Annotated in this window: 15 protein-coding genes and 1 pseudogene; all 16 read left to right on the top strand. The window is 59.1% G+C overall.

What is annotated here, in order from left to right:
- The first annotated feature begins 186 nt into the window (after nt 1-186).
- The 16 genes and pseudogenes from ASC74_RS15205 to ASC74_RS15130 all read left to right on the top strand — a co-directional run bounded on the left by ASC74_RS15205 (nt 187) and on the right by ASC74_RS15130 (nt 16,278).
- Nucleotides 187-1,028 (top strand): annotated as a pseudogene (locus ASC74_RS15205) (flagellin domain-containing protein).
- Between the two features lie 73 nt (nt 1,029-1,101).
- The gene (locus tag ASC74_RS15200) at nt 1,102-1,467 is read left to right on the top strand and encodes a flagellar protein FlaG (RefSeq protein WP_056742096.1); all 366 of its coding nucleotides are present in this window, start codon (nt 1,102-1,104) and stop codon (nt 1,465-1,467) included.
- An 83-nt stretch (nt 1,468-1,550) separates the two neighbouring features.
- A complete protein-coding gene (gene fliD, locus ASC74_RS15195) occupies nt 1,551-2,948 on the top strand; it encodes a flagellar filament capping protein FliD (RefSeq protein ID WP_056742094.1) in 1,398 nt (465 codons plus the stop codon).
- A 130-nt stretch (nt 2,949-3,078) separates the two neighbouring features.
- Nucleotides 3,079-3,474 carry a flagellar export chaperone FliS gene (gene fliS, locus ASC74_RS15190; protein ID WP_056742092.1) on the top strand — a complete coding sequence of 132 codons (396 nt, stop codon included), beginning with the start codon at nt 3,079-3,081 and terminating at the stop codon, nt 3,472-3,474.
- Between the two features lie 10 nt (nt 3,475-3,484).
- Nucleotides 3,485-3,781 (top strand): hypothetical protein, encoded by a 297-nt coding sequence (locus ASC74_RS15185; protein ID WP_056742091.1) that lies wholly within the window; start codon nt 3,485-3,487, stop codon nt 3,779-3,781.
- A 173-nt stretch (nt 3,782-3,954) separates the two neighbouring features.
- The gene (locus tag ASC74_RS15180; RefSeq protein ID WP_056742090.1) at nt 3,955-5,430 is read left to right on the top strand and encodes a sigma-54 dependent transcriptional regulator; all 1,476 of its coding nucleotides are present in this window, start codon (nt 3,955-3,957) and stop codon (nt 5,428-5,430) included.
- A gap of 128 nt (nt 5,431-5,558) precedes the next feature.
- Nucleotides 5,559-6,764, top strand: coding sequence for a sensor histidine kinase (locus tag ASC74_RS15175; RefSeq protein WP_162247443.1), 1,206 nt, complete (start codon nt 5,559-5,561; stop codon nt 6,762-6,764).
- Nucleotides 6,765-6,769: 5 nt separating this feature from the next.
- A complete protein-coding gene (gene fleR / locus ASC74_RS15170) occupies nt 6,770-8,155 on the top strand; it encodes a sigma-54-dependent response regulator transcription factor FleR (protein WP_056742088.1) in 1,386 nt (461 codons plus the stop codon).
- 250 nt (nt 8,156-8,405) lie between these two features.
- Complete coding sequence (gene fliE / locus ASC74_RS15165; protein WP_056742087.1) at nt 8,406-8,735, top strand: flagellar hook-basal body complex protein FliE; 330 nt, start codon at nt 8,406-8,408, stop codon at nt 8,733-8,735.
- 14 nt (nt 8,736-8,749) lie between these two features.
- Nucleotides 8,750-10,537 (top strand): flagellar basal-body MS-ring/collar protein FliF, encoded by a 1,788-nt coding sequence (gene fliF / locus ASC74_RS15160; protein ID WP_056742086.1) that lies wholly within the window; start codon nt 8,750-8,752, stop codon nt 10,535-10,537.
- The gene (gene fliG, locus ASC74_RS15155; RefSeq protein ID WP_007948903.1) at nt 10,530-11,549 is read left to right on the top strand and encodes a flagellar motor switch protein FliG; all 1,020 of its coding nucleotides are present in this window, start codon (nt 10,530-10,532) and stop codon (nt 11,547-11,549) included. Before fliF ends, fliG begins: the two co-directional genes overlap by 8 nt.
- 7 nt (nt 11,550-11,556) lie before the next feature.
- Nucleotides 11,557-12,366 (top strand): flagellar assembly protein FliH, encoded by an 810-nt coding sequence (fliH, locus tag ASC74_RS15150; protein WP_056742085.1) that lies wholly within the window; start codon nt 11,557-11,559, stop codon nt 12,364-12,366.
- Entirely contained in the window at nt 12,356-13,714 is a 1,359-nt protein-coding gene (gene fliI, locus ASC74_RS15145) for a flagellar protein export ATPase FliI (protein WP_056742084.1), read from the top strand. The genes fliH and fliI overlap by 11 nt, the downstream gene beginning before the upstream one ends.
- Before the next feature lie 6 nt (nt 13,715-13,720).
- A complete protein-coding gene (fliJ, locus tag ASC74_RS15140) occupies nt 13,721-14,170 on the top strand; it encodes a flagellar export protein FliJ (RefSeq protein ID WP_056742083.1) in 450 nt (149 codons plus the stop codon).
- 96 nt (nt 14,171-14,266) lie between these two features.
- Nucleotides 14,267-14,566 carry an STAS domain-containing protein gene (locus tag ASC74_RS15135; RefSeq protein ID WP_046046382.1) on the top strand — a complete coding sequence of 100 codons (300 nt, stop codon included), beginning with the start codon at nt 14,267-14,269 and terminating at the stop codon, nt 14,564-14,566.
- Between the two features lie 5 nt (nt 14,567-14,571).
- Entirely contained in the window at nt 14,572-16,278 is a 1,707-nt protein-coding gene (locus ASC74_RS15130; protein WP_056742082.1) for an ATP-binding SpoIIE family protein phosphatase, read from the top strand.
- Nucleotides 16,279-16,281 lie beyond the last annotated feature (3 nt).

Genomic DNA, 16,281 nt, shown 5'->3' with positions numbered 1-16,281 from the left:
CTTTTCCATTCCTTGCGCCCGCTAACCCCTTGTTTACTGAGGGGTGGCAGTGTGATGGCAAATATTTTCAAAAATCCCCTCAAGCAACACCCAAACCCGACGATAACTATTACGAAGGTTCTCTAGGCCACACCCGGCGGTTGCCAGGGCCGGAAGCCGCAGTACCCAACCAACGAGGATTTCGTCATGGCTTTAACCGTAAACACCAACACTACTTGAAGAACCTGAACCGCTCTYCCGATGCACTCAGCACTTCGATGACTCGCCTGTCTTCCGGCCTGCGTATCAACAGCGCTAAAGACGACGCTGCTGGCCTGCAAATCGCTACCAAACTGCAAACCATGATCACCGGTTCTGCCGTAGCGATCAAAAACGCCAACGACGGTGTTTCGATCACCCAGACCGCTGAAGGCGCACTGGCTGAATCGACCAACATCCTGCAGCGTATGCGTGAACTGGCTCTGCAAGCCACGAACGACTCGAACAGCACCTCTGAACGTGCTGCGCTGAACAAGGAATTCTCTGCGAAGTCCGACGAACTGACTCGTATCGCTACTTCCACCACTTTCGGCACCAACAAGCACCTGCTGGACGGCTCCGCCGGTACCATGCAGTTCCAGGTTGGCGCAATGACCGGTGCAGACCAGCAGATCAGCGTTGTAATGAGCAGCAGCTTCGCCGCCAGTGCTCTGGGTGTGGGTACCGGTACCATCGCTATCTCCGGCACCAGCGACGCAGCTGCTCACACTGCTGCTCTGGCCGCCATCGACAAAATCGATACCGCCCTGCAGACAATCAACAACACTCGTGCTGACCTGGGTGCTGTACAAAACCGCTTCCAGAGCACCACCAACAACCTGCAGAACATGTCTGAGAACTCCGTTGCCGCTCAAGGTCGTATCCAGGATACCGACTTCGCAGCAGAAACCGCTCAGCTGACCAAGCAGCAAACTCTGCAACAAGCTTCCACCGCAGTTCTGGCCCAGGCCAACCAACTGCCATCCGCTGTACTGAAACTGCTTCAGTAATAGCTGGGTGAGTTTTGGCGGGGGAGTGCGCTGGTCGTGCTCTCTCGCTTTTTTACTTTAAGAGGTGATGGACATGGATATGAGCGTGAAGCTGAACTTGTCTTATCCGGCGGTGAAGCCAGCGACGACTGTTGCTGATACTCCAGCGCAGAAGCCTCGAGCCGATGCTGCTGTCGTGGCACCGGTCAAGGATGAAAAGAAGGACGCGGTAACCGAACGGGACCAACTGAAAATGGCCGTCCAGGAAATTGAAAAATTTGTTCAGTCGGTCAAGCGCAATCTGGAATTCTCGATTGACGAGCCTTCTGGAAAAGTAGTGGTCAAAGTGATTGCCAGTGACTCCGGTGAAGTGGTTCGTCAGATCCCCAACGAAGAAGTCCTTAGGCTGGCCAATAGTTTGAATGATGCGAGCAGTCTGTTGTTCAGCACTAAAGCCTGACAACTGGCATGAAACTTGTTGCTACGTTCTTTTGGGCTTTGTAGTGGTCAAAAGACCGGCGACAAACTGAAAGGGAGAAGCACATGGCAAGTCCAATTCTACCGGGTCTGGGTCTGGGCTCCGGTATTGATACGGCAGCGATCGTCAAGGCGCTGGTGGCTGCAGATAAAGAGCCAAAGCAGAACCAGATCACCAAACAGGTGACCGCCAACACGGCTTCGATTTCCGCAGTGGGTCAGTTGAAGTCTGCGCTGCAGGCCTATCAGACCGCAATGAATAACCTCAACAGCAAAACTACCCCGGCGTTTCTGGGTTTTGCTGCGACCTCGTCCGATACCAAATTTGTCACGGCTGTTTCGGACAACAGTGCCGTCACCGGCAACTATGCTATTGACGTCACCAAGCTGGCCACCAGTTCCAAAGTCGCCACGGCTACCTTCGCCGGTGGCGCTAGCAGTGCAATTGCGGTGGGTACGTTGACCATCAATCAGAATGGCACTGACTACACCGTTGACGTACCTGCGAACTCCACGCTGCAGACCGTCCGGGATGCCATCAACAGCAAGCTGCAAGCCAATGGTATCAGTGCCAACATCGTCAACGATGGCAGTGGTTCGCGCATGGTTATCGGCTCGACCACCACCGGCAAGGGCTCGGACATTGTCGTCAGCGGGATTGCCTCGCTGGCTGCCGATGGCAAGCTGCCGATGACTGCCGGCAGCGGCGGATATGTTTCCGCGCTGGCGGATGATGCGGCCTTCACGGTCGATGGCATGAGCATGACCAGCAAGTCCAACACCGTTGGCCAGGCTGTCAGTGGTTTGAGTTTCTCGCTGGTGGGTGTCGGCAAGTCCACAGTGTCGGTGGCAACCAATACGGATGGCCTCAAGGCCTCGTTGCAGACGTTTGTCGATTCTTACAACAATCTGGTCAAAACCGTTAACTCGCTGACCAAGACCACCAAGGATGCCGATGGCAACCTGACCGTGACGGCGCCGTTGACCGGCGATGCCACGGCGCGTGCTTTGCTGTCGGCGGTGCGCAACGAATTGGTGACGGTGCCGGCGGGCTCCAGCAGCAAATTGTCGGTACTTTCGCAGTTGGGCATCAATACCCTGCAGGCCGACGGAACCCTGGAGTTCAGCGCCACCAAGTTCTCCGCTGCCATGAATGACAAGAAGCTGGGCGGGGAAATTCAGTCACTGTTTAACGGGGACACGGGTCTGCTGGCGCGCATGAACGCCGCGGTTGATCCTTACGTCACCACGGACGGTTTGCTGGACAAGCGCACGAAAAGCCTCAACAACGTGACGAGTAACCTGTCCAACCAGCAAATTGCCCTGGACTCGCGCATCGCCTCGCTGACTGAGGCATTGAGCAAAAAGTACAACGCGATGGATACCCTGGTTGGCAAGCTCAAGGCGACTGCGGACAACATCAAGTCGATGTTTGAAGCCATGAACGCGCAAAAAAGCGGTTAATAAACGTCAAAGCGACAAAAGCCCGGCAGCTTTTTCAAGCGTGCCGGGCTTTTTTGCTTTGGCCTAAAGTTTTTTGACGCGACGTCGATACACTGGTTATACAAACTTTTGAGTTGTGACGAGGTACAGCATGAACCCGATGTTAGCCCTTCGGCAGTATCAGAAGATCGGTGCCCAGGCTCAGACTTCCGAAGCCAGCCCTCATCGTCTGGTGCAGATGTTGATGGAAGGTGGCCTGGATCGTATCGCTCAGGCCAAAGGCGCGATGGAGCGCAAGGAAATCGCCAACAAAGGTCTGGCCATCGGCAAGGCTATTGGAATTGTTGGTGGTCTGCGCGAAGGTCTGGATCGTGAGAACGCTGCCGATTCGATCGGCAGCCTGGACAATTTGTATGTCTACATGATCAAGCGCCTGACAGACGCCAATATCCGGAATGACTCAACGATTCTGGATGAGGTCGCCGATTTGCTTCGCACGGTCAAAGAAGGCTGGGATGCTATCGCCGAGCCGGGTCCGCAGTTTTAAGGAGATCACCATGAGTCTTGTATTGCAGCGAATCGAACAAACCCGTGAAGGCCTGGTCGGTGCTTTGGCCGAGCGTAACTGGGAAGCCATTGGTGAATTGGACCTGGCTTGCCGTTCCTGCATGGAAGACGTCTTGAGTGAAGCTTCGGTGGACGAGGCCGCGTTGCGCGACAATCTTGAGGAGTTGTTGGGGGTGTATAAACAGCTTCTTGAGGCGGCGACAGGGGAGCGGCAAGCGATAGTTGACGAGATGTCGCAGATCCACCAAGCACAGAACGCGGCAAAGGTTTACCATCTGTTTGGTTAATTAATCCTCGGTTAATCCAAACATAGTGCGCCATAAATTTGACTGTGCACGGTTTTTTGACTTAACTAGTGGCTGGTTCCAGATTTCAGGCGTCTACAGGCACAACGTGTCTGCAAGCGTCTAGCTTGCCCCATCATTTTGGGCATTGAGTTGACTAGGGAAGTTGCTATTGCATGTGGCGTGAAACCAAAATTCTGCTGATTGATGACGATAGCGTCCGCCGCCGCGACTTGGCGGTGATTTTAAATTTTCTTGGCGAAGAAAATTTACCCTGCGGTAGCCATGACTGGCAGCAGGCTGTCGGCTCATTGTCATCAAGTCGTGAAGTAATCTGTGTCCTCATCGGGACGGTCAATGCTCCTGGTGCACTCGTGGGCTTGTTAAAGACACTCTCAACCTGGGATGAGTTCCTTCCGGTTTTGTTAATGGGCGATAATTCTTCCGTTGACTTGCCTGAAGACCAGCGTCGCCGAGTGCTTTCGACCCTCGAAATGCCACCCAGCTACAGCAAACTGCTCGACTCCCTGCACCGTGCCCAGGTCTATCGCGAGATGTACGACCAGGCGCGCGAGCGCGGCCGTCACCGTGAACCCAATCTTTTCCGCAGTCTTGTCGGTACCAGCCGGGCGATTCAACACGTCCGTCAGATGATGCAGCAAGTCGCCGACACCGACGCCAGTGTGCTGATCCTCGGTGAGTCCGGGACCGGCAAGGAAGTGGTCGCGCGCAACCTGCACTATCACTCCAAGCGTCGTGACGCGCCGTTCGTACCGGTCAACTGCGGGGCGATCCCGGCCGAGTTGCTGGAAAGCGAACTGTTTGGCCACGAGAAGGGCGCCTTCACCGGGGCAATCACCAGCCGCGCCGGGCGTTTCGAACTGGCCAATGGCGGCACGCTGTTCCTCGATGAAATCGGTGACATGCCGTTGCCAATGCAGGTCAAGCTGCTGCGCGTATTGCAGGAGCGCACCTTCGAGCGCGTGGGCAGCAACAAGACCCAGAGCGTCGATGTGCGGATCATTGCCGCGACCCACAAGAATCTCGAAAGCATGATCGAGGTCGGTACCTTTCGCGAAGACTTGTACTACCGCCTGAACGTGTTCCCGATCGAGATGGCGCCACTGCGCGAACGTGTCGAAGACATTCCACTGCTGATGAACGAGTTGATCTCGCGCATGGAGCACGAGAAGCGTGGGTCGATCCGTTTCAACTCCGCGGCGATCATGTCGCTGTGCCGTCATGGCTGGCCGGGCAACGTCCGCGAGCTCGCCAACCTGGTGGAACGCATGGCGATCATGCATCCATACGGGGTGATCGGCGTGGTCGAGCTGCCGAAGAAATTCCGTTACGTCGACGATGAAGACGAGCAGTTGGTCGACAGCCTGCGTAGCGATCTAGAAGAGCGCGTGGCCATCAACGGTCATGCTCCTGACTTCTCTGCCGGCGCCATGCTGCCGCCGGAAGGTCTGGACCTGAAGGACTACCTCGGTGGTCTGGAACAAGGGCTGATTCAGCAGGCGCTGGATGATGCCAATGGCATCGTTGCGCGTGCCGCCGAACGCCTGCGCATTCGTCGCACCACGCTGGTGGAAAAGATGCGCAAGTACGGGATGAGCCGTCGTGACGGTGATGAACAGGCGGATGATTGACGCCTGTTTTTCAAGTCCTTCATTTGTAGGCGGTTTTTTTTAGGCACGGGTATTGCTACATCCCTCGCAACGTTCCGTTTAACTGACGGTCAGCCAAGCGAGAGAGCACGATGCCCCAAGCCGCCCAGATGTCTCCTGTCCCTGACGCTTCGGGACAACCGTCGTCCGTAGAGCAGGCGAGCCGGCTTGGCCTTGAGCAGGCGTTTGCACTGTTCAACCAGATGTCGAGCCAATTGACCGATTCCTACAGCATGCTCGAAGCCCGGGTCACCGAGCTCAAGGGTGAGCTGGCGGTGGTCAGCGCTCAGCGCATGCAGGAACTGGCGGAAAAAGAACGCCTGGCCAACCGGCTGCAAAACCTCCTCGATCTGTTGCCCGGCGGCGTCATCGTCATCGACGCCCAAGGCATCGTGCGCGAAGCCAACCCCGCTGCCTGCGAACTGCTCGGTCTGCCCCTCGAAGGCGAGCTGTGGCGTCATGTCATTGCCCGCTGCTTTGCGCCCCGTGAAGACGACGGTCACGAAATCTCGCTCAAGGACGGTCGGCGATTGTCGATCTCCACTCGCTCACTGGATGCCGAGCCCGGCCAGTTGGTGTTGCTCAACGACCTGACTGAAACCCGCCATCTGCAAGATCAGTTGGCCCGCCATGAACGGCTCTCGTCTCTCGGCCGAATGGTCGCTTCGCTGGCCCATCAGATTCGTACGCCCTTGTCCGCTGCCTTGCTCTACGCCAGTCATTTGACCGAGCAAGCGTTGCCGGTCGAGACCCAGCAGCGTTTTGCCGGGCGCCTGAAAGAGCGTCTGCATGAGTTGGAGCATCAGGTTCGCGACATGCTGGTGTTTGCGCGCGGCGAGCTGCCGCTGACCGATCGCGTCACGCCCAAAATGCTGATGCAGTCGCTGCAGGCGGCAGCATTGACCCATGTGCAGGACCTGCCGATTCGCTGGCAGTGCGACAGTCACGCAGGTGAATTGCTGTGCAATCGTGACACCCTGGTCGGGGCGATCCTGAACCTGATTGAGAACGCCATCCAGGCCAGTGCCGGTGACGTCCGCTTGAAGGTTCACCTCTATACCCGTGACGACAATTTGCGCGTCTCTGTCAGTGACAGCGGTAGTGGCATCGACACGAAAGTGCTGGCACGACTCGGCGAGCCGTTTTTTACCACTAAAACCACCGGGACCGGCCTTGGCCTGACCGTGGTCAAGGCAGTGGCCCGTGCCCATCAGGGAGAATTGCAGCTGCGCTCGCGGCTGGGTCGCGGCACTTGCGCGCAGGTCATACTGCCGCTTTTTTCCGGTGAAAAGCCCCACGCTCAGAGAGCGGAGTGAAGGACATGGCAATCAAGGTTTTACTGGTCGAGGATGACCGCGCGCTACGCGAAGCACTGGCGGATACGCTGCTGCTCGCGGGGCACGACTACACGGCGGTAGGCTCGGCAGAAGAAGCGCTGGCGGCGGTTGGTAATGAGGCGTTCAACCTGGTGCTGAGTGACGTCAACATGCCGGGCATGGACGGCCATCAACTGCTCGGATTGCTGCGCACTCGTCAGCCGCAGTTGCCGGTGTTGCTGATGACAGCTCACGGTGCCGTGGAGCGGGCGGTCGATGCGATGCGCCAGGGCGCGGCGGATTACCTGGTCAAACCGTTCGAGCCCAAGGCATTGCTCGATCTGGTGGCGCGTCATGCGCTGGGCAGTCTCGGTGCGGCCGAGGGTGAGGGCCCTGTAGCGTTCGAGCCGGCCAGTGCGCAATTGCTGGAATTGGCCGCTCGGGTGGCGCGCAGTGATTCCACGGTGTTGATCTCCGGTGAGTCCGGGACCGGTAAAGAAGTGCTGGCGCGTTACATCCATCAGCACTCTCACCGCGCCAGTCAGCCGTTCATTGCGATCAACTGCGCAGCCATCCCCGACAACATGCTCGAAGCCACGTTGTTTGGTCATGAAAAGGGCTCGTTCACCGGCGCCATCGCGGCGCAGGCCGGCAAGTTTGAACAGGCTGATGGCGGGACCATCCTGCTCGATGAAATTTCCGAAATACCCCTCGGGCTCCAGGCCAAGTTGCTGCGAGTATTGCAGGAGCGCGAAGTTGAGCGAGTCGGCGCCCGCAAGCCGATCACGCTGGATATTCGGGTCGTGGCAACCACCAACCGTGACTTGGCCGGTGAAGTGGCAGCGGGGCGTTTTCGCGAAGACCTTTACTATCGCCTGTCGGTGTTTCCGTTGGCCTGGCGTCCGCTACGCGAACGTACCGCCGACATCCTGCCATTGGCCGAGCGTCTTCTGGCCAAGTACGTCAATAAAATGAAGCATGCCGCGGCAAGGCTGTCGCCTGAGGCTCAGGCGTGCCTGATCGGTTATCCGTGGCCGGGTAATGTGCGTGAACTGGATAACGCGATTCAGAGGGCGCTGATCCTGCAGCAGGGCGGATTGATACAGCCTGAGGATTTCTGTCTGGCCGGGCCGGTCGCCTGTGCGCCGTTGCCAGCCTTGGTGCCTGCGTCCGTGCGAACCGTGGAGGTCGAGTCCGAGTCAGGCGGGGCGCTGGGTGATGACCTGCGTCGCCGTGAGTTCCAGATGATCATCGACACCTTGCGCTCCGAACGCGGCCGTCGCAAAGAAGCCGCCGAGCGCTTGGGCATCAGTCCGCGCACCCTGCGTTACAAGCTGGCGCAGATGCGCGACGCCGGCATGGACGTGGAAGCGTACCTGTTCGCCACCTGAAAGTTGACGCAAGTAACGCCGATCTAAATGTGGGAGCGAGCCTGCTCGCGAAGGCGGCGTATCAGGCACATAAATGTCGACTGACACACCCTCATCGCGAGCAGGCTCGCTCCCACAATGGTTTTGTGGTGAATCATGGACCGATAGGCTTTTGTTTGGAGCGGCCACGGAGCTGGCACCCTTGTTGCTAACACCTCACTACCCGCCGAGTGAGTGTCAAAAAATTGCGGGTCGCCAGAGAGAGTAGACCATGAGCCAAGGTATTGAATTCAATCGATTGATGTTGGACATGCGTTCCATGCAAATGGATGCCATGTCTGCGTCGAAATCGACTGCCGCTGTTCCTGAAATGGGTGGCAGCAGCTTTTCCGACATGCTCGGTCAGGCCGTCAATAAAGTGAGCGAGACGCAGCAGGCGTCCAGTCAGTTGGCCAGTGCCTTCGAGATCGGCAAGAGCGGTGTCGACCTGACGGACGTGATGATTTCCTCGCAGAAGGCCAGCGTGTCTTTTCAAGCGTTGACCCAAGTACGCAACAAGCTGGTTCAGGCATACCAAGACATCATGCAGATGCCGGTTTAAGGACGATTTGAGTCATGGCAGAAGCAGTCGCCGATAATGTTCCGGCCAAGGCCACTCCAATAGACGGCAAGCCGCCGCTGTTCGGGTTGTCTTTCCTGGAAAACCTCTCCGAGATGACCATGTTGCGTCAGGTGGGCCTGTTGGTCGGCCTGGCTGCGAGCGTGGCGATTGGCTTTGCCGTGGTGTTGTGGTCCCAGCAGCCGGACTACCGGCCTCTGTACGGCAGCCTTGCCGGTATGGACGCCAAACAGGTCATGGATACCCTGGCCGCAGCCGACATTCCCTATACCGTTGAACCGAACTCCGGTGCCTTGCTGGTCAAGGCCGATGACCTTTCCCGTGCGCGAATCAAACTCGCGGGCGCTGGTGTCACTCCCAGCGACGGCAACATCGGTTTTGAAATTCTCGACAAGGACCAGGGCCTGGGCACCAGCCAGTTCATGGAAGCGACCCGTTATCGTCGTGGTCTCGAAGGCGAACTGGCCCGCACCATTTCCAGCCTGAACAACGTCAAGGGTGCCCGCGTGCACCTGGCGATTCCGAAAAGTTCGGTGTTCGTGCGCGACGAGCGCAAGCCGAGCGCTTCGATTCTGGTGGAACTGTACTCCGGTCGCTCGCTGGAGCCTGGCCAGGTACTGGCGATCATCAACCTGGTGGCCACCAGCGTTCCCGAACTCAGCAAATCCCAGATCACTGTCGTCGACCAGAAGGGCAACCTGCTGTCGGATCAGGCGGAAAATTCCGAACTGACCATGGCCGGCAAGCAATTCGATTACAGCCGTCGCATGGAAAGCATGCTGACTCAGCGCGTGCACAACATTCTGCAACCGGTGCTGGGCAACGATCGCTATAAAGCCGAAGTCTCGGCCGATGTGGATTTCAGTGCCGTCGAGTCGACCTCCGAGCAATTCAACCCGGACCAACCGGCGTTGCGCAGCGAGCAGTCGGTCAACGAACAACGTACCGCCAGCAATGGCCCGCAAGGTGTGCCGGGAGCCCTGAGCAACCAGCCGCCGTCGCCTGCCTCCGCTCCGCAAACCACCGGTGGCGCTACCGCGTCGGCCGGCATGGTGCAGCCGGGCCAGCCACTGCTGGATGCCAACGGTCAGCAAATCATGGACCCGGCCACCGGCCAGCCTATGCTTGCACCGTACCCGGCGGACAAGCGTCAACAATCCACCAAGAACTTCGAGCTTGACCGTTCCATCAGCCACACCAAACAGCAGCAGGGCCGCTTGAATCGCCTGTCGGTGTCGGTGGTGGTGGATGACCAGGTCAAGATCAACGCGGCCAACGGTGAAACCACTCGTGCGCCGTGGACCGCCGATGAATTGGCGCGCTTCACTCGCCTGGTACAGGATGCCGTCGGCTTCGACGCCAGCCGTGGCGACAGCGTCAGCGTGATCAACATGCCGTTCTCCGCCGAGCGCGGTGAAGTGATTGCCGAAATTCCGTTCTACTCCCAGCCGTGGTTCTGGGACATCGTCAAGCAAGTGCTGGGTGTCTTGTTCATCCTGGTGCTGGTGTTCGGTGTGCTGCGTCCGGTGCTCAACAACATCACCGGTGGTGGCAAAGGCAAGCAGTTTGCAGGCTTGGGCAGTGACGTCGAGCTGGGTGGCATGGGCGGCCTGGACGGCGAACTGGCCAACGACCGCGTCAGTCTCGGTGGCCCGACCAGCATTCTGCTGCCGAGCCCGAGCGAAGGCTATGACGCACAGTTGAACGCAATCAAGAGTCTGGTGGCAGAAGATCCGGGTCGCGTGGCCCAGGTCGTGAAAGAGTGGATTAACGCAGATGAGTGATAACCGAGCCGTTGCCGCCAAACTGTCCAAGGTCGACAAAGCCGCGATTCTGCTGCTGTCCCTGGGTTCTACCGACGCCGCCCAAGTGCTGCGCCACATGGGGCCTAAGGAGGTCCAGCGTGTGGGTGTGGCCATGGCCCAAATGGGTAACGTGCACCGCGAGCAGGTCGAGCAGGTGATGAGCGAGTTCGTCGACATCGTCGGCGACCAGACCAGCCTCGGCGTCGGCTCCGACGACTACGTGCGCAAAATGCTCACCCAGGCCCTGGGCGAAGACAAGGCCAACGGCCTGATCGACCGCATCCTGCTGGGCGGCAACACCAGTGGCCTCGACAGCCTGAAGTGGATGGAGCCGCGCGCCGTCGCCGACGTGATCCGTTACGAGCACCCGCAGATCCAGGCGATCGTGGTGGCGTATCTCGATCCGGACCAGGCGGGCGAAGTGCTGGGTAACTTCGACCACAAGGTGCGTCTGGACATCATTCTGCGGGTTTCCTCGCTGAATACCGTGCAGCCTGCGGCCCTGAAAGAACTCAACCAGATTCTCGAGAAGCAGTTCTCCGGCAACTCGAATGCCTCGCGCACCACCTTGGGTGGCATCAAGCGCGCGGCGGATATCATGAACTTCCTCGACAGCTCGATCGAAGGTCAGCTGATGGACTCGATTCGCGAAGTCGACGAAGACCTGTCCGGTCAGATCGAAGACCTCATGTTCGTGTTCAACAACCTGTCCGATGTCGACGATCGCGGTATTCAGGCGCTGCTGCGCGAAGTGTCCTCCGACGTGTTGGTGCTGGCCCTCAAGGGTTCGGACGAAGGCGTCAAAGAGAAGATCTTCAAGAACATGTCCAAACGGGCGGCCGAACTGTTGCGCGACGACCTCGAGGCCAAAGGCCCGGTGCGCGTCAGCGACGTGGAAACCGCGCAGAAAGAAATCCTCACCATTGCCCGCCGTATGGCCGAAGCCGGAGAAATCGTTCTCGGCGGGAAGGGCGGCGAAGAGATGATCTAAGGTCACTATGTCGTCCAAACATGATGAGTCCAACACCGACCTGATCCGCGGCAAGGACGTCGCTGGTTTCGACGTCTGGTCGTTGCCCAGTTTCGATCCGTTCGTGCCGGAACCCGAGCCGGAACCTGAGCCCGAGCCGCCGGAAATGGAAGAAGTGCCACTGGATGAAGTCCAGCCACTGACCCTCGAAGAACTCGAAAGCATTCGCCAGGAGGCCTACAACGAAGGCTTCGCCACGGGCGAAAAGGAAGGTTTCCACAGCGCCACGCTCAAGGTCCGTCAGGAAGCCGAGGTGGCCCTGGCCGCCAAGATTGCTGCTCTGGAGCAGTTGATGGGGCATTTGTTCGAGCCTATCGCCGAGCAGGACACCTTGATCGAAAAGTCCTTGGTCGACCTGGTGCAGCACATCACCAAACAGGTGATTCAGCGCGAACTTGCCATCGACTCGACGCAGATCGAACACGTCATGCGTGAAGCCCTCAAGCTCTTGCCGCTGGGCGTGGGCAATGTGCGGCTGTACATCAATCCGCAAGATTTCGAACAGGTCAAAGCCCTGCGCGAACGCCATGAAGAAACCTGGCGCATCGTCGAGGATGAGGCGTTGTTGCCCGGCGGTTGCCGGGTCGAGACTGAACACAGCCGTATCGACGCCACGGTCGAAACCCGTGTTGCGCGGGTTATGGACAAGCTGTTCGATCAATTGCACGAACAGGCTTTGCACCCGGCCGAGCCGGATCTGAGCCTGGAACTGCCGATCAGCGACAAGCCAGCGGTCGCGCCGGTCGAACCAGATCTGGACGTTCCCGATGCGCCTTGATCGCACCAGCTTCGCCAAGCGCCTCGGCAGCTACGCCGAGGCCACGGCGCTGGAAGGCGCGCCGATCCTTGAAGGCCGCTTGCTGCGCATGGTCGGCCTGACCCTCGAGGCCGAGGGCTTGCGCGCCGCCATGGGCAGCCGCTGCATGGTCATCAACGACGACAGTTATCATCCGGTGCAGGTCGAAGCCGAAGTCATGGGCTTCTCCGGCAGCAAGGTGTTTCTGATGCCGGTCGGCAGCGTTGCCGGCATCGCGCCCGGTGCCCGTGTGGTTCCTCTGGCTGATACCGGTCGTCTGCCGATGGGCATGAGCATGCTCGGGCGGGTGCTCGATGGCGCCGGTCGCGCGCTGGACGGCAAGGGCGGGATGAAGGCCGAAGATTGGGTGCCGATGGACGGCCCGACCATCAACCCGCTCAAGCGTGAACCGATCAGCGAGCCGCTGGACGTGGGCATTCGCAGCATCAACGGTTTGTTGACGGTCGGTCGCGGTCAGCGTCTTGGCCTGTTCGCCGGTACGGGCGTGGGCAAGAGTGTGTTGCTGGGCATGATGACCCGCTTCACCGAGGCCGACATCATCGTCGTCGGGCTGATCGGTGAACGAGGTCGTGAAGTTAAAGAATTCATCGAGCACATCCTCGGTGAAGAAGGCCTCAAGCGTTCGGTGGTGGTGGCGTCCCCGGCGGACGATGCGCCGCTGATGCGTCTGCGCGCGGCGATGTATTGCACGCGAATCGCCGAGTATTTCCGCGACAAGGGCAAGAACGTCCTGTTGCTCATGGACTCCCTGACCCGTTTCGCCCAGGCCCAGCGGGAAATCGCCCTGGCCATCGGCGAGCCGCCAGCGACCAAGGGTTATCCGCCATCGGTGTTCGCCAAACTGCCGAAACTGGTGGAGCGGGCCGGTAACGCGGAGAAGGGCGGCGGTTCGATCACCGCGTTCTACACCGTACTGTCCGAAGGCGATGACCAGCAGGACCCGATTGCCGACGCCGCGCGAGGCGTGCTCGACGGGCACATCGTGCTGTCCCGGCGCCTGGCCGAGGAAGGTCATTACCCGGCCATCGATATCGAAGCGTCCATCAGCCGGGTCATGCCGTCGGTGGTTACGCCGGAACACATGATGCGCGCCCAGTATTTCAAGCAACTGTGGTCGCGTTATCAGCAGAGTCGTGACTTGATCAGCGTCGGCGCCTATGTGGCCGGTGGTGATCGGGAAACCGACCTGGCGATCTCCCTGCAACCGCAGTTGGTGAAATACCTGCGCCAGGGCCTGAACGACAGCATCAGCCTGGGCGAAAGCGAAGCCTATCTCGGCACGATTTTCGCTCCCGCGGCCGGCGGCTAACCGGCCATGGCCCAGAGCCGAGCCTCGCGCCTGGCCCCCGTGGTCGAAATGGCCGAAAAGGCCGAGAAAACCGCGGTCCTGCGTCTGGGGCACTTTCAGGGGCAAGTCCGTCTGGCCGAAAGCAAACTCGCCGACCTCGAAGCCTTTCGTCTCGACTATCAAGAGCAGTGGATCGTGCGCGGCAGCAGTGGCGTGTCTGGCCAATGGCTGCTGGGTTATCAAGGCTTCCTGGCGCAACTGGGTACCGCCATCGACCAGCAGCGACAAAGCCTGGTATGGCATCAAAACAACCTGAACAAGGCGCGGGAATCCTGGCAGCAGGCGTTTGCCCGGGTCGAAGGCTTGCGCAAACTGGTGTTGCGCTACAGGGATGAGGCGCGGCGGCTGGAAGACCGGCGCGAGCAAAAGCTGCTGGATGAGTTGTCCCAGCGGTTGCCGCGTCAGGATCCTTATTGATCAGGCAGGGTTCAACCGTTTTCCCGCCTTGCTCCTGCCCTCGCCAAGTGCTAAACCTTGTACACGTACGTTCACCAATGACAAGGAAGCCGTTAAATGCCAGTTGTTACAGAAGTCTCCCAAGATGGTCAAAAGCTGACGATATCGGTCAAGGGACGATTCGATTTCGCCAAGCATCAGGAATTTCGTGAGTCCTATGAGGACAAGAAGCTCTCCGCAGTTGTCGTCGACTTGAAAGAAGCGACCTACCTCGACAGTTCGGCGCTGGGCATGTTGCTCTTGCTGCGTGATCACGCTGGTGGCGACAATTCCGATATTCGTGTCGTCAACAGCAGCACCGACGTGAAGAAGATCCTCGCCATTTCCAATTTCGACAAACTGTTCGACATCAGTTGAACGGCATGCAGTCGCCGTTCGAACCGCTGACGATCCTGATCGCCGAAGACAGCGCGGCCGATCGCATGCTGCTGTCGACCATCGTCCGTCGTCAGGGGCATGAGGTGCTGACGGCCGCCAACGGTGCCGAAGCCGTTGAAGCGTTTCGCCAGCAACGGCCGCAACTGGTGCTTATGGACGCGATGATGCCCGTGATGGACGGTTTCGAGGCGGCGCGGCAGATCAAGGTATTGGCAGGGGAAACCCTGGTGCCGATCATCTTCCTAACGTCGCTGACCGAAAGCGAAGCGCTGGCCCGCTGTCTGGAGGCTGGGGGCGACGACTTTCTGGCCAAGCCCTACAACCAGGTGATCCTCGCCGCCAAGATCAAGGCGATGGATCGCTTACGGCGGTTGCAGGCCACGGTGTTGCAACAGCGCGACCAGATCGCCAGGCACCACGACTACCTGCTCAACGAGCAGCGGGTGGCCAAAGCCGTGTTCGACAAGGTGGCCCACTCCGGCTGCCTGAATGCACCCAATATCCGCTACCTGCAATCGCCTTATGCGTTGTTCAACGGCGATCTGCTGTTGGCCGCGTTCACCCCGGCCGGCGACATGCACGTGCTGCTCGGCGATTTTACCGGTCACGGTTTGCCGGCCGCGGTCGGTGCCATGCCCTTGGCCGAAGTTTTCTATGGCATGACCGCCAAGGGTTACGGCCTGTCCGAAACCCTGCGCGAGATGAATGCCAAGCTCAAGCGCATCCTGCCGGTGGACATGTTCTGTTGTGCAGCGCTGCTGTGCCTGAGTTTTCAGCGACGCTCGGTGGAGGTCTGGAACGGCGGAATGCCGGACGGATATCTGCACAGCATCGCCAGCGGTGAGCGCACGCCCCTGACGGCTCGGCATTTGCCGCTCGGCGTGCTGAGCCCGCAATCCTTTGATGACCGCACCGAGGTGTTTCCGATGGCGGTCGGGGATCGGATCTTCCTGTTGTCCGACGGGGTGATCGATACCTGCGATGCCAACGAACAGTTGTTTGGTGTGGAGCGATTGCAGCAGGTGTTTGTGGCCAATCGTCAGCCTGATGAGTTGTTCGAAGAGATCGAGCAGGCGTTGCGGGACTTTCGCGGCGAGGCCCGTGATGACGTGAGCATGGTCGAGGTCAGTCTGCTGGAGGCCGCACAACTGAGCCCGCCGGCGCTGGTGTATTCCGACAGTGGTCAGTCCTGCCCGCTGGACTGGTCAGTGAGTTTCGAATTTCGCGCCGCCACGCTCAAACGCTTCAATCCGCTGCCGTATCTTCTGCAATTGCTGCTTGAGGTCCACGGTCTGCGGGCTCAGAGTGGGGCGCTTTACAGTGTGTTGGCCGAACTGTATTCCAATGCCCTGGAGCATGGAGTGCTGGGGCTGGATTCGGCGCTCAAGAGCGATGCCTCGGGTTTTACCCGCTATTATCAACAACGCAATACACGCCTGGACGAGTTGCAGGACGGCTTCGTGCGGGTGCATTTGCAGGTGACACCCAAGGGCGAGGGCGGGTGCCTGATTGTTCGGGTTGAAGACAGCGGCAAGGGTTTCGATGTTGCGCGGGTGATGGAGCGGCCCGTCGATGGTGTCCGTCTGTCGGGACGTGGCGTCAGTCTGATCCGTCAGCTGGGCCACAATGCGAGTTGGTCCGACGATGGTCGAAGTGCCCGCGTGGAATTTTTCTGGGAGGCTCTGGCATAATCC

It is taken from the genome of Pseudomonas sp. Root329, assembly GCF_001424925.1.
GTDB lineage: Bacteria > Pseudomonadota > Gammaproteobacteria > Pseudomonadales > Pseudomonadaceae > Aquipseudomonas > Aquipseudomonas arabinosi.
This window is presented reverse-complemented; position numbering and strand designations above follow the sequence as displayed.